The 13,766-nt window shown below is 50.7% G+C and carries 17 protein-coding genes; 1 reads left to right on the top strand and 16 read right to left on the bottom strand.

Annotation, left to right across the window (positions count from 1 at the left end; translation table 11 throughout):
* Nucleotides 1-5 precede the first annotated feature (5 nt).
* The 16 genes from cdaA to KF749_00930 form a co-directional block, all read right to left on the bottom strand.
* Nucleotides 6-824 (bottom strand): diadenylate cyclase CdaA, encoded by an 819-nt coding sequence (gene cdaA, locus KF749_01005; GenBank protein MBX2989725.1) that lies wholly within the window; start codon nucleotides 822-824, stop codon nucleotides 6-8.
* 12 nt (nucleotides 825-836) lie between these two features.
* Nucleotides 837-1,697: a dihydropteroate synthase gene (gene folP, locus KF749_01000; GenBank protein ID MBX2989724.1), complete on the bottom strand. Its 861-nt coding sequence runs from the start codon at nucleotides 1,695-1,697 to the stop codon at nucleotides 837-839.
* A gap of 168 nt (nucleotides 1,698-1,865) precedes the next feature.
* Nucleotides 1,866-2,492 (bottom strand): LON peptidase substrate-binding domain-containing protein, encoded by a 627-nt coding sequence (locus KF749_00995; protein ID MBX2989723.1) that lies wholly within the window; start codon nucleotides 2,490-2,492, stop codon nucleotides 1,866-1,868.
* Nucleotides 2,493-2,618: 126 nt separating this feature from the next.
* Nucleotides 2,619-3,362, bottom strand: a complete 744-nt coding sequence (locus KF749_00990) for a superoxide dismutase (GenBank protein MBX2989722.1) — start codon at nucleotides 3,360-3,362, stop codon at nucleotides 2,619-2,621.
* A 49-nt stretch (nucleotides 3,363-3,411) separates the two neighbouring features.
* Complete coding sequence (locus tag KF749_00985; protein ID MBX2989721.1) at nucleotides 3,412-3,786, bottom strand: iron-sulfur cluster assembly accessory protein; 375 nt, start codon at nucleotides 3,784-3,786, stop codon at nucleotides 3,412-3,414.
* A 28-nt stretch (nucleotides 3,787-3,814) separates the two neighbouring features.
* Complete coding sequence (locus KF749_00980; GenBank protein MBX2989720.1) at nucleotides 3,815-4,201, bottom strand: DUF59 domain-containing protein; 387 nt, start codon at nucleotides 4,199-4,201, stop codon at nucleotides 3,815-3,817.
* A 17-nt stretch (nucleotides 4,202-4,218) separates the two neighbouring features.
* Nucleotides 4,219-4,671, bottom strand: coding sequence for an SUF system NifU family Fe-S cluster assembly protein (locus tag KF749_00975; GenBank protein MBX2989719.1), 453 nt, complete (start codon nucleotides 4,669-4,671; stop codon nucleotides 4,219-4,221).
* The gene (locus tag KF749_00970; protein ID MBX2989718.1) at nucleotides 4,671-5,933 is read right to left on the bottom strand and encodes a cysteine desulfurase; all 1,263 of its coding nucleotides are present in this window, start codon (nucleotides 5,931-5,933) and stop codon (nucleotides 4,671-4,673) included. The genes KF749_00975 and KF749_00970 overlap by 1 nt, the downstream gene beginning before the upstream one ends.
* Nucleotides 5,934-5,935: 2 nt before the next feature.
* Nucleotides 5,936-7,267, bottom strand: coding sequence for a Fe-S cluster assembly protein SufD (gene sufD, locus KF749_00965; protein ID MBX2989717.1), 1,332 nt, complete (start codon nucleotides 7,265-7,267; stop codon nucleotides 5,936-5,938).
* Between the two features lie 10 nt (nucleotides 7,268-7,277).
* Entirely contained in the window at nucleotides 7,278-8,036 is a 759-nt protein-coding gene (gene sufC, locus KF749_00960) for a Fe-S cluster assembly ATPase SufC (GenBank protein ID MBX2989716.1), read from the bottom strand.
* A gap of 25 nt (nucleotides 8,037-8,061) precedes the next feature.
* Entirely contained in the window at nucleotides 8,062-8,445 is a 384-nt protein-coding gene (locus tag KF749_00955; GenBank protein MBX2989715.1) for a type II toxin-antitoxin system VapC family toxin, read from the bottom strand.
* Entirely contained in the window at nucleotides 8,442-8,639 is a 198-nt protein-coding gene (locus tag KF749_00950; GenBank protein MBX2989714.1) for a DUF2281 domain-containing protein, read from the bottom strand. Before KF749_00950 ends, KF749_00955 begins: the two co-directional genes overlap by 4 nt.
* Nucleotides 8,640-8,830: 191 nt before the next feature.
* Nucleotides 8,831-10,273, bottom strand: a complete 1,443-nt coding sequence (gene sufB / locus KF749_00945) for a Fe-S cluster assembly protein SufB (protein MBX2989713.1) — start codon at nucleotides 10,271-10,273, stop codon at nucleotides 8,831-8,833.
* Nucleotides 10,274-10,296: 23 nt separating this feature from the next.
* Complete coding sequence (locus KF749_00940) at nucleotides 10,297-10,989, bottom strand: hypothetical protein (GenBank protein MBX2989712.1); 693 nt, start codon at nucleotides 10,987-10,989, stop codon at nucleotides 10,297-10,299.
* 18 nt (nucleotides 10,990-11,007) lie between these two features.
* A complete protein-coding gene (locus KF749_00935; protein ID MBX2989711.1) occupies nucleotides 11,008-12,192 on the bottom strand; it encodes an IscS subfamily cysteine desulfurase in 1,185 nt (394 codons plus the stop codon).
* Complete coding sequence (locus tag KF749_00930) at nucleotides 12,189-12,590, bottom strand: Rrf2 family transcriptional regulator (GenBank protein ID MBX2989710.1); 402 nt, start codon at nucleotides 12,588-12,590, stop codon at nucleotides 12,189-12,191. Before KF749_00930 ends, KF749_00935 begins: the two co-directional genes overlap by 4 nt.
* Before the next feature lie 286 nt (nucleotides 12,591-12,876).
* Here KF749_00930 and KF749_00925 point away from each other — a divergent pair.
* A partial coding sequence (locus KF749_00925; GenBank protein ID MBX2989709.1) for a sodium:alanine symporter family protein occupies nucleotides 12,877-13,766 on the top strand: 890 nt, incomplete at its 3' end.

Here is a 13,766-nt window from a genome sequence, read left to right as displayed (position 1 = left end):
CCTTTTCAATTGGAATTTCGTACAAGTTTCATGATCGAACTGAACGAGTGGTCAGGTTCCATCGAGAGACGCTCTTTGAGTTCACGACGCAACACGGCGGGGCTAAGCCCGCGAGTGAGCAATCCACCCTCCGCAATCGAGACAATTCCCGTCTCCTCCGACACCACCAACACGACAACGTCGGCCTGTTCCGAAATGCCGAGCGCGGCACGATGCCGGGTGCCAAGCGGAACTCCCTCCCATTCCGCCGTGTACGAAAGCGGCAGAATGCAACGCGCGGCTTCGATCAACCTATCCTTAATGACAATTGCGCCGTCGTGCAATGGTGATTTGGGATTGAAGATGGAGAGAATCAGGGATCGGCTAACGATTGCCTCCATTTTCGTCCCCGACTCCATGTGAATTTTGATGCCCGTGGCACGAATGAAAACGATTAAAGCCCCCTGTTTTTTTCGCGAGAGTTCAGTAACCGCGGCAACAACTTCGTCAATGGATTCATCGACATTGGTCTTTATGAAGAACCGGATAACGGGATTCCGCCCGACGAGGACAAGCAATCGACGCAATTCCGGCTGAAACAGAATAATAAATGCTATCACCCAAATATCGGTAAGCGTTCGGAGTATCCACCCCATGGCCTTCAGGTTGACGGCTTGCGCAAAAAACGAGAAGGCCACAATCAGTACAAGCCCGACGAAAATCTGCGCGGCGATTGTTCCCCTCATCACCAGATAGAGGCGATAGAAGATAAACGACACGAGTGCCACGTCGAGCAAGTCAACGAGCGTGAAAGAAAGGAAGCCTATTTTGAAAAGTTCAACCATTCACGTCAGATGTTAGGCGTTTCTGATTGCATCGGCAATCATGAGAGCCCGTTTTGTCTCTTTTACGTCGTGAACCCGCACAACCTGCGCCCCGTTCCATGATGCCGCTACTGCAGCCGCCAGCGATCCTTCCAATCTCTCATCAATCGGAACATTGAGGATCTTTCCGATGAAATTTTTGCGCGAAGCCCCGATCACAATCGGGCAACCCAGCCCTTTCAGCTTTCCAATATCTTTGACAAGTTGGAGATTGTGCTCAACCGTTTTCCCAAAGCCAATCCCCGGATCAATCAAGATTTGCGTGATGCCTGCCCTGCGTGCCGTTTCGATTCCCGTTGAAAGGAAGTCGGCGATTTCTCCGAACAAATTCCCGTAGACCGGATTCTCTTGCATTGTCTTGGGCGTCCCCTTTATGTGCATGAGAATTAACGAACCCTTTCTCGATCCGACGGCCCCGGCCATTTCTCTGTCAATCGTCAAGCCGCTGATGTCGTTGACAATTACCGCGCCGGCATCCAGCGCCTGCATTGCAACGCGGGACTTGTACGTATCAACGGAAATCGGCACGTTTGTCAGCTTTGCAAGCCGGGCAACAACAGGCAGAATTCTCCGCAATTCTTCTTCTACGTCGACTTCTTCAGCCCCCGATCCGTAAACACTTCCCTTGGGACGTGTTGACTCACCTCCCACGTCGATCATATCGGCTCCCTCATCAATCATTGCCATGCCGTGGTCAACCGCAGCGTCAACATTGAAATACTTTCCACCATCAGAAAACGAGTCGGGAGTCACATTCAGAACCCCCATGATGTGGGTCCGTGAAGAGAGGTTGTATTCCCGTTTTCCAAATGTGAAGATGTACGGGTCACTCATCGCTTAACCGCCTGCAATGCAAAAGGTGACCTCGCAGTCACCCTCTTGCAGTTTATGCTGTCTTCTTCTTCTGCAGTCCGGCTCTGCGTTTGGCTTTCGTTCGCTCGATCGCCTTTTTGTGCTTCAGCCGTGCCACTCGTTTTTTCTTGTTCATCCGTTTCCTCGAGATTAGTTGATACGATATCCGTCACTTTTAATGATCCGTTCTACTTCGCCAAGCCGCTCAAGTCGCGGGATGACTTCAACGAAGTATTTGTGGAGAAGCGCCAGTCTCTGGTTTTCTGAATTCTGTTCAAGTACTTCCTGCCGATGGGCGAGTTCCATTCCAGCTTTCTGTGCGATTCGGAAGGAGAGTATCGGGTTGCGTTCGTCCCATTCAATCGTGAATGCATCATCCCTGTACACAATTCGAACGAGTTCGTTATGCAGGCGAATCGTGTCCATTGCAAGGGCTGTGTCCGGCACCTCGTGTTGATCTTTCAACACGTTGATGCGACCCACGCTGTACTGTGATGAACTCATCACCAGATTCGCCAGCAAGTAACGTCGGCTCCCCCGCACAAGAATATCCATTTTTCCGTCATTGTATTTCTTCACCACCTCACGCACTTCAGCGGTACAGCCCACTTTTGCCATCTCGCTGTGCTGCACGAGATTGATGCCGAACTCTCTTCGCTCGTCCCAACATTCGTTGATGAGTTGCTTGTAGCGCTCTTCAAAGATGTGAAGCGGAAGAAGAGAATCGGGAAAGAGAACAACCTGCAGCGGAAACAACGGCAGCAGTTCTTTGGACATTCTGCTCACATTCGACGTTCTGCACCATGATAGAAAAAAAGGCGTAGAACATCAATTGGAAAAACCGAGCACCCAGGCTGCCATCGCTGGAAGGCGGGACTGACCCGGGTGCAACAGAATGGAAGACTACTTCGCGAACTTCTTGTACCGTTCGTTTATTCTTCCCCAGTGAAGGTTGGCGAGAAAGTTATCGATGTATGCCGCGCGCTTCGGGCCATCTTTGTGGTAGTAGGCATGCTCGAACACATCGCACGGAATCAACGGAATGCCGCCCCAGATTGCGCCATAGTGATGCTCGTCGACCGTCACGTTGAGAAGCCGCTTCGAGTAAAGCATATCGTACACCAACACGCCCCAACCGCTCAGCTTTGCCGAAACGGCGCCGGCTTTGAAATCTGCTTTCCATGCGTCAACGGAACCGAATTCCTTCTCAATGGCTGCCTTGATTTCCGGGCCCTTCGAAACATCGCCGTCGCCGCCCATCACATCCCAGTAGATGTCATGCAAAAGCGTTCCGGCATGATTCCACGTTGTGCGGCGCTTCAGCTCGCCTATCTGACTGTAGTTGCCGTTTGCCTTCGAGCGATCCGCGGTTTCAAGTTCTTTCTCGATCGTATTGAGTGCGGTAACGTACCCTTTGTGGTGTGTATTGTAGTGCCAATCTGTTGTCTCCGCATCGATGACGTTCGCAAGAAGTTTCTTTGCTTCTTCGTCAGAGTACGGACGGGGATTGAATTTCCACTCGTATGCCATGTGGTTCTCCTTAGTTTGTGTTGATTGATATAGAATTGATTGAATATGCACAAGCGGTGAAGCGGCAGCAACCGCTCCGGATGCTGCCACAGTTTTGATGAAGTTACGTCGTTTCATGTTTTTCGAATAGAAATGAACAGGGAAAAGCCCGAGATGATGCTGAATACTAAACGCCGAACGACTGTCCGCAGCCGCAGGTTTTCGCCGCTTGCGGATTGTTGAACACGAAGCCTTTTCCGTTCAACCCGTCGCTGAAATCGAGAACGGTTCCCGAAAGGAAGAACAAACTTTTCGGATCAACAAACATTTGAATGCCGAGTTGCTCCATGATTTTGTCATTCTCTTTCGGCTTCTCGTCAAACGCGAGAACGTACGTCATGCCCGAGCAGCCTCCGCCCTTCACGCCAAGCCGCAAGCCGTGATGCTCGGGAATACTGTTCTCCGCTTTCAGCTTGCGCACCTGATGTGCAGCTTTTTCCGTAAGCACAATCTCTTCATTCAACTCAGGTCGTACGGGGATGTTTGTTACGGTTGTTTCCATCATTTCTCCTTCTTGATTCATACGATTCTCAGAAACCCAATTCAAGTCTTGCAGCTTCGGTCATCATGCTCGGATTCCATTGCGGGTCCCAAACGACCTTCACAACCGCCTGCGTCACATTCGTTATGGCTTTGACTTTTGCTTCCACTTCCCGCGGCAAGGATTGGGCAGCGGGACAATGCGGCGACGTCAGCGTCATTAACACCAGCACACCGCCGTCTGCCGCCACTTTCACATCGTAAATCAATCCCAGCTCGTAGATGTTAACCGGGATTTCCGGGTCGTAGCAGGTTTTGATTGCCTCGATGGCATTGTTATGAATAATGCTCTGCTCGATTGTGCTCAACTCCCGCACTTCGGTTTGCCCGTTTCCTGATACGCCGTCTTCGACTTGCCGGCTCTTTTCTTCTTCCATTATTTCACCCTCTTCACTCATTCGGTTGTAACTCTCTGAGCGTCGTCATGCAACGCCGCGTGGAGCGTATGCCAGGCGAGACTTGCACACTTCACTCTCGCCGGAAATTCACTGACACCTGCGAACGCCGCGAGCTTGCCGAGCGTTTCCAGATTCTCCTCGGCATTCAACTCTCCCTTCACAAGATTGTGAAAGTCGTTGAACATCTGTTCGGCTTCCTTTCTGGACTTGCCTTTCAATAACGATGTCATGACGGAGGCCGACGATTTCGAAATAGCGCATCCCGCCCCCTGAAAACTCACATCGCTGATTACATCTCCCTCCATCTTCACATAAATCGTGTAGTGATCACCGCACAGCGGATTGTATCCCTCGACATGCTTCGTCGCATCTTCCATGATGCGGAAGTTGCGGGGATTCTTGTTATGATCGAGAATGACTTCCTGATACAGTTCACGAAGCAGTGACATCAGCCGAGTACCTCTTTCACTTTGTAGATAGCTTTCACAAGGACATCAACTTCTTCCTTCGTGTTGTAGAATGCGAATGAGGCACGGGCAGTTGCGGGAACACCGAACCGCTGCATTACCGGCTGGGCGCAATGATGTCCCGTCCGGATGGCGATTCCTTCGTAGTCGAGAATTGTACCGATATCGTGCGGGTGAATTCCTTCCAGCACGAATGAGATAACACTCGCCTTCTCCTTCGCCGTTCCAATGATGCGTAAGCCGGGGATCTCGAGCAACTTTGCCGCGGCATACGTCAGCAGTTCGTGCTCGTACGCTGCAACGGCGGTCAAATCCATTCCTTTCATATAATCAATCGCGGCGCCAAGCCCGATTGCGCCTTCGATGTTCGGCGTTCCGGCTTCGAATTTGTAGGGAAGATCATTGTACGTCGTTTTCTCGAATGTTACGGACTTGATCATGTCGCCGCCCCCTTGATACGGCGGCATCGCGTTGAGTAACTCCTTCTTCCCGTACAGGACGCCAACCCCGGTCGGACCGAACATCTTGTGAGACGAAAACGCGTAGAAGTCGCAATCCAAATCCTGCATATCAACTCTCATGTGGGGCATTGCCTGCGCTCCGTCGATGAGCACGGGAATTCCCTTCGCATGCGCAGCAGCGATCATGCGTTTAATGGGATTGATCGTTCCGAGGGCATTTGAGATGTGAGCAAGGCAAACGATCTTTGTCCGTTCACCCAGTAATTGCTCATATTCGTCGAGCAGAAGCTCACCAGCATCATTCATCGGAATGATATGCATCGTCGCTTTGCGCTCTTCACACAGCATCTGCCACGGAACGATATTGGAGTGATGCTCCATTGCAGAAATCAGCACTTCATCACCCTCGCTGACATTCTTACGTCCGTATGTTGTTGCAACGAGGTTGATCGCTTCCGTTGTTCCCCGGACATAAATCACTTCCTCAATGGATCGGGCATTGATGAACCGCTGCACCTTCAACCGGGCCTCTTCATAAGCCTCTGTCGCCTTGGTACTCAGATAGTGAACGCCGCGATGAATATTCGAGTTCTCTTCGTGATAGTAACGCATAATCGCGTCGATCACGACTTGAGGTTTCTGACTCGTGGCCGCATTATCGAAGTACACAAGCGGCTTTCCGTTCACCTGCCGTCTCAGAAGCGGAAAATGGAACCGGCAACTCTCAACAGGCACCGGAGCTTTCAGCTTTTCTTCGATATATGTAGCAGAGGCGATTTCCATGATCATCCCGCAAGTGTGCGTCCCCGTTGCAGCCGGGCGTGAATCATTGTATCGAGCTGCTCACGCAACGCGTCGACATGAACCCGGTTGATGACGTCACTGGCAAAGGCGAAAGTAAGCAAGTCGTTCGCCTCTTCTTCGCCGATGCCGCGCGAGCGGAGGTAGAATTTCTGTTCTTCATCAAGATGGCCGACGGTTGCACCGTGCGTACATTTCACATCATCCGCAAAAATCTCAAGCTGCGGCTTGGTATCGATCGTAGCATCATCCGAAAGTAGCAGGGTCTTGTTCGTCTGCTTGGCGTCGGTTTTCTGTGCGTCCTTCCGGACGAAGATTTTGCCGTTGAACACGCCCTTCGATTTCCCATCCAGAATCGATTTGTACAACTCGTGGCTTGCACAATGCGGCTTCGCATGATCGATTGTTGTGTGGTTATCGACGTGCTGCGTTCCTGTTGCAAGAGACAAGCCATTCAGCGTTGATTCAATTCCTTCGCCGTTCAGCACCGCGGTAATGTTGTTCCGGGCAATTGCCGCCCCCAGATTGATGGCATTCGAGACAACGTTGCTCGTTCTGCTTTGCTGGAAGTGAATCGTTCCGATGTGAAAGCCTTCGATGCTTTCATCCTGCAACTTGTCATGTTCGATAGCAGCATTCTCATCAACAACGAATTCCGTAACGGCATTTGTCAGATACGGGGCCGTGGCAAGACTGACGTAACTCTCGACAATCGAAACTTTGCTTCCGCGTTCTGCTATAATCAGATTGCGCGGACTTACCGCCACTTTTTGATCTCCCGTCACGATGAAGAGCAAGTGAATCGGGTTCGTCGCTTCGATATTCTCTTCAACATGCACAAAGGCGCCGTCGTGTATAAACGCCGTGCTCAGTGCCGTAAAGGCATTCTCGTCGACCTTCACATACTTTGCCAAATGCCGGCTCACGAGTTCCGGATGCGAAGCCAGCGCCGACTTCAGCCCTGCGATTGTTACTCCCGGTTGGGGATCATGGGTGGAGAATTCATCCGCCAAATGCCCGTTGATGAAGACGAGGCGCGTACAATTCAACCCTCCGAAAGTGAATTTGTCGATATCCGCTTGCCTTAACCCTTTGGCGGAATACTCGAAGGCGGGGGTGAATTCCGTTCTGGCAATCGGCAGAACATTCGTAAAGCGCCACTCCTCCTCGTGCGTCGAGGGAAATCCCATTCCCGCAAATGTTTGGATCGCTTGTTTGCGAAGCGCATGCAACGGTGTTTTGGATTCGCCGTTCAGACTCTTCTCAAAAAGGTCAAATCTGGATTTATACCACTCTATGCTTTGTGTTTCTTTCATGTCCAATTCCTCAAGCAACAGCTTCCGTTTCTTCACGGATCCAGTCGTAACCCCGTTCTTCCAGTTGCAGCGCAAGTTCCTTGCCGCCGCTCTTCACAATCTTCCCGTCAACCAGAACGTGAACGAAATCGGGAACGATGTAGTTCAGCAGTCGTTGATAGTGTGTAACCACGATCGTCGCATTCTCTTTCGAGCGAAGTTTGTTGACGCCGTCAGCGACGATGCGCAACGCGTCGATATCAAGGCCGGAATCCGTTTCGTCGAGAATCGAGAGTTTCGGTTCAAGCACCGCCATCTGGAAGATTTCGTTTCGCTTCTTTTCTCCGCCCGAGAACCCTTCGTTCACGGGCCGGTTGAGTAAGCTTTGATCCATTTCGACCAGTTTCATCTTGTTCTTCACGAGAGCGAGAAAGTCCACCGCATCGAGCGGTTCGAGTCCGCGATGCTTGCGGATCGCATTCAGTCCCGCTTTCAAGAAATAGGTATTCGTCACTCCGGGAATCTCGACCGGATATTGGAATGCAAGGAACACCCCCTCGCGGGCCCGCTCTTCAGGGTCCATGTCGAGCAAGTCTTTTCCTTGATACACGACCTGTCCGTCGGTCACATCGTACGCGTCTCGTCCCGCAAGGACGCCGGCAAACGTACTCTTTCCGGAACCATTCGGTCCCATGATGGCATGCACTTCGCCTGCATTGACTTTCAGATTGATGCCGTGGAGAATTTCGTTGCCATTCACCGAGGCGTGGAGATTTTTTACTTCTAACATCTTCTTCCCAATATGTTGTTTGATATTACCAGATTCGTTCTATGCCGTATTGTTCGAAAACAGATTCGTTGCTCACCAGAGAGAGCCTACTGAAGATCGCCTGCGCAATTAAGATCCTGTCAAACGGGTCCCGATGAAAGAAAGGCATTCCACTTACCGTCTCAATATGCTCAAACCGAATATCAAGCATTTCCAACCCAGACTTACGGACACTATTCGGAATCTCGCCAAATGGAACTTCGATTTTTAGCTTGCCAAGACTGCTCTTGATTGCCATCTCCCACATACTTGCCAAACTTACGAAGCTCACATTACCTGATGTTTGAATCGCTTTCTTCGCTTCTGCCGTCAGTCTCTCATCGTCTTGCAAAAACCAAATGAGTGCGTGGGTATCGAGAAGCAGCTTCATTCCATATACTCTCGAAAATCTTCAAGTGGCGCATCAAAATCTTCCGCAACATAACTAAACATATTCTTGCCCAATCCCGGCTGCGGAACAGATCCGGCGAATTGGCCACCCTTCTTCGCCACCAAATAGTCTATGAAGTCAAGAATCTCCGCTTGTACTTCCGGGGGACATGAACTGAGCTTCTGCCAGAGCATTTCCCGTATGTCAGGGATTGCATCACTCGCGCTCCATAGGGGTTGCGGCTCACTAACCCTGAAATCACCTGAAGATTTCCGTGAATATTTATGGAGAAGAAACTCAGTAAACGCCATACCTTCGCGCAATGAATCGCCGTCAAGCAAACCAAGCTGACGCAGAACCTGTTGCTTGTCAAGATCGGGACCGTTCATCCGACACTTCCTTCAAGGCTTACGCCTAACAACTTTTGCGCCTCGACGGCAAACTCCATCGGCAGTTCACGAAATACTTCCTTGCAGAAGCCGTTGACAATCATGTTCACTGCATCTTCCCCCGACAACCCGCGTTGCTTGCAGTAGAAAATCTGATCTTCGCCGATCTTCGATGTCGAGGCTTCGTGTTCGACTTTGGAAGAGGTGTTCTTGACTTCGATGTAGGGGAACGTATGCGCCCCGCATTTGTCGCCGAGCAACAGTGAATCACACTGAGAGAAATTCCGTGAACCGGTTGCGCCTTTGGCTATCTTCACAAGTCCCCGATACGAATTCTGCCCGAAGCCGCCCGAAATGCCTTTCGAGACGATTGTACTCTTCGTATTCCTGCCAATGTGAATCATCTTCGTTCCGGTGTCGGCCTGCTGATAGTGATTTGTGACCGCAACGGAATAGAACTCGCCAACTGAATTATCTCCCTGAAGAATGCAACTCGGATACTTCCAAGTAATCGCCGATCCGGTTTCGACTTGAGTCCACGAGATTTTTGCATTCGTCATGGCCTTGCCGCGTTTTGTAACGAAGTTGTAGATACCTCCCTTCCCTTCCTTATCTCCCGGGTACCAGTTCTGCACAGTCGAGTACTTTATCTGTGCGTTATCAAGGGCAACCAATTCGACAACCGCGGCATGCAACTGGTTAGTGTCGCGCATCGGGGCGGTACAGCCTTCAAGATAGCTGACATAAGCCCCTTCTTCCGCGACAATCAGCGTGCGCTCAAACTGTCCCGTCTCAGCCGCATTGATGCGGAAGTACGTTGAGAGTTCCATCGGGCAGCGAACGCCTTTCGGGATAAAACAGAATGAGCCGTCACTAAATACAGCCGAGTTGAGCGACGCAAAGAAATTATCCGTGTACGGAACAACAGAACCGAGATATTTCTTGACAAGTTCGGGATGATGGTGTACTGCTTCGCTGAACGAACAGAAGATAATACCCAACTCGCCGAGAGTCTTCTTGAATGTGGTCGCAACAGAAACACTGTCGAACACCGCATCAACCGCTACGCCGGTCAACCGTTTTTGCTCGTCGAGTGAGATACCGAGCTTTTCATAGGTTCTCAGCAATTCAGGATCGACTTCGTCAAGGCTGCTGAGTTGTTTCTTCTGCTTTGGCGCGGCATAATAACTTGCCGCTTGATAGTCGATTGCCGGATATCGGACGTTGTGCCACTTCGGCTCTTCCATCGTAAGCCAGTGGCGGTATGCCTTCAATCGCCACTCAAGCAACCAATCCGGTTCTTTCTTTTTCTTCGAGATAAGACGGACAACATCCTCGTTCAATCCGGGCGGAGCAATATCCATCTCGATTTCGGTGACGAAGCCGTACTTGTATTCTTTGTTGGTAAGAACTTCGATATCGTTGTTTTCTGTTGCCATCCTGTTTTCTTCCTTGTGACGAATTATTTCTTCCCTGCCGGGGTGTAATTTCCTTTCAACGGTGGCAGTGTCTTCTTCTGACCTGTTGCGGGTGTTGTCGGTGCAACCGCCGGTGGTTGTGCCGGAGACTCTGCCGCAGGTTGAACTGCCTTTGCTTGCGGTGCAGCAGATGGCGCCGGTTGCTCAGAAGCTCCCGGTGCTGCAAGGGCAGGCTTCGAACTCGAAAGAGGCGGCAGACCGGGTTTTGCCCCGCCAACAGGTTTTGAACTCGATAGCGGAGGCAGTGCAGGCTTTGCTCCGGCTGCAGGCTTCGCGCTGCTCAGCGGAGGCAACGCCGGTTTTGCGCCACCCAGCGGTGGAAGCGGTGCTCGCGGTGTCGTGGACGCAGGCGATTTAGCCGGGGCAGCACCCGGTGCGGGCTTCGCAGGGGCCGCAGGAGTTACTGTTGGCTTCTTGTATTCCGGATAGTTCAAAACCCAGCTTTGATTGTCGATTCTGTTGAGGATCTTATTCCTTTCCAGCTTCTCGACAAATGCCCGGGCAGCCTCTTCCGCCTTGGCATAGTTCAAACGTTCTCCCCGTCGTTCAAACATCTTCTGAATTCCATATTGCACATCTCTGAAAAAGATGTTCGAAAGATGGTACATTGGATAATAACTTCTAATAAACGCCAGCACTTCCTTTTCGTTGCTTAGAACGTAATCGAGCTGTTTCATTGTTGTGATGATGTGTTGTTAGTGTGTTAGTTGAACACGAAGTTTTTCGGCACGAACACTCTGCACGACGTCTCTTATTCGTTGTATAACGTAATCAATTTCCTGCTCCGTAGTGAACCTTCCCACCCCGATGCGGATGGAACTCTTTGCTTCTTCGTTGCTCAGCCCTATTGCTCTGAGTACATGCGACGGTTCGGACTCGGAACTCGAACAAGCCGAACCGGACGACACGGCGACATCCTTCATCTCCATCATAATCCTGTCGGCTTCAGCAAACCTGAAAGTAATATTGGAATTATTGGGGAGGCGGCTCATCGGATGGCCGTTGACAAAACTGTCGGGCACTTGAGTGAGAATTCCATTCTCCAGACGATTGCGTAGATTTCTTGTCCGGACGCTTTCATCCTCCATCCCGGCTTGCGCAACCTTTGCTGCCTCGCCGAACCCGACAATCGCAGGAACATTCAATGTCCCGGAGCGCAAGCCGCTTTCGTGTCCTCCCCCATCAATCTGTGGCAAGACCCGTAGACTCGGTGTTGCATTTCGGACAAATAATGCGCCGATACCTTTCGGGCCGTACAGTTTATGAGAACTGAAGGAAACCAGATCAACATTCATCGCCTTTACATCTACCGGAATTTTCCCCACAGCCTGGGTTGCATCGGTGTGAAAGATGATGTTCCGCTTCCGGCACATCTCACCAATTTTTCTAATCGGAGCAAGCGTTCCGATTTCGTTGTTCGCCATCATAATACTGACCACGATTGTCTTTTCGGTGATGGCCTTCTCCACATCTTCAATGGAAACAAACCCGTACTGGTCGACTGGAAGAACTGTGATTTGAAAGCCGTACTTCTCAAGCCGCTTGCATGTATCAAGAACCGCCTTGTGTTCCGTTGAAGCGGTGATGATGTGATTGCCCTTGCTTAGGTACGCCTCTGCAATCCCTTTCAAAGCGAGATTGATGGATTCTGTTGCACCGCTCGTAAACACGATTTCGCTCTTCTCTGCCCCAACCAGTCTTGCAATCGTCTTTCGCGCTGCTTCGACAGCCGCTTCAGCCCGCCAGCCGAATTCGTGCTGTTTGCTTGCCGCATTGCCGTATTGTTCGGAAAAATACGGCAGCATCGCCTCAACGACACGGGGATCGACCTGCGTTGTTGAATGATTGTCAAGATATATCGGCAAGCGTAGTTCTTTCATACTATCTGCGCCAGCGTCATTGTGTCAAATGCGTGTTCTATATTTGCCTGGACTTTCGAAAGCGGAGATTTTATTGTGCAGACGTTGAACACATCACAGCTTTCAGGACCCTCCGTCATGCACTGGGCAATGGCAAGGTTATTGCCTTCGATCGCATTAATGATCATGGAAACGGAAATCTCATTCGGATTCCTGGTTAATGAGTAGCCGCCGCGAACACCCTGCTGTGAACTAATCAATCCCTCACGCGAAAGCCGCTGCAACACTTTTGCAAGAAGCTCATACGGTATTTGATACTTTTCGGCGATCTCCTTCGCCGTAACAACATCAGCCGGATTTGCGGCAATGTGCCGAATGGCGATCAACCCGTATTCAACCTTTTTTGACAGCCGTACCATCGAACTCCGACTTGTTAAGTCCTATTTAGAATCAAAAAAATTGAGGCTTCAGCCTCGCACTTCACGCACTTTCAATCCTAAACAACCATGTTCACTTTCAAGTTCCGTTATCATCCTGAAAAGATAATTTCTTGTACTTAAGATATTGAAAAGCAAGGAAAGTTTCAAGTTCACTCCGGAAGTTCATTGCGTGGCTCTTCATTGACTCTGAGCATGTATTCCAGTATCATGGTAGCCACACGCCCAACAGCTTTCCAACACAATCCTTACAAACAACGGAGTTAGCATGACAGAACTTCTTGACAGCCTTCTCCATATCACGTCAATCATCGCGGGAAACATCTGGTGGCCCTTTGTCATTCTTCTGCTTGCGGGAACCGGGATCTACATGTCGTTTCAGACCGGATTTATCCAAGTGAGAAGATTAGGACTTGCAATGCGGTTTATGCTTCTCGGGAGAAGCAAGAAGGAAATGGAGGGGCGTACAGGAGACATCACTCCATTTCAAGCACTTATGACGGCCCTTGCTGCAACCGTGGGGAACGGAAACATCGCGGGCGTTGCCACGGCAATTGCAAGCGGCGGACCAGGCGCTCCGTTCTGGATGTGGATGACGGCCGTGTTCGGGATGGCAACGAAGTATGCCGAAGGAATGTTGGGACTGAAATACAGAATAAAGACAGCCGACGGAACATACAGCGGCGGCGCAATGTATTACTTGCGTGACGGCTTGAAGCAGAAAAAACTTGGAAAGCTTCTCGCCCTCTGGTTTTCCATTGCGGTTATTTTGATGGCAACAATGGGCAGCGGCAACATGGCGCAATCGAACTCCATCGCGTTGGCGCTTAATAGTGATTTCGGGATCCCGTTTGCAATCAGCGGCATTGCGCTGGCGCTGCTTGTCGGGGTGGTGATTATTGGTGGAGTGAAGAGAATCGCAGCCGTTGCAGAAAGGCTTGTACCGAGTATGATTGTCCTGTACATGGGCGCCGGCCTCTACGTTATTCTCACAAACGTCCTCATCATCCCGGATATCATCATGGTCGTTCTGAAATCAGCACTCACAAACGAAGCCATGGTCGGTGGATTCCTCGGGCATACAGTAAAAGAGGCGATCCGTTTTGGCGTGGCTCGCGGCACACTCTCCAATGAATCAGGAATCGGCTCTTGCTCCAT

The sequence above is a fragment of the Bacteroidota bacterium genome, from assembly GCA_019637975.1.
Classification (GTDB): Bacteria; Bacteroidota; Ignavibacteria; order UBA10030; family UBA6906; genus CAADGV01.
This window is presented reverse-complemented; position numbering and strand designations above follow the sequence as displayed.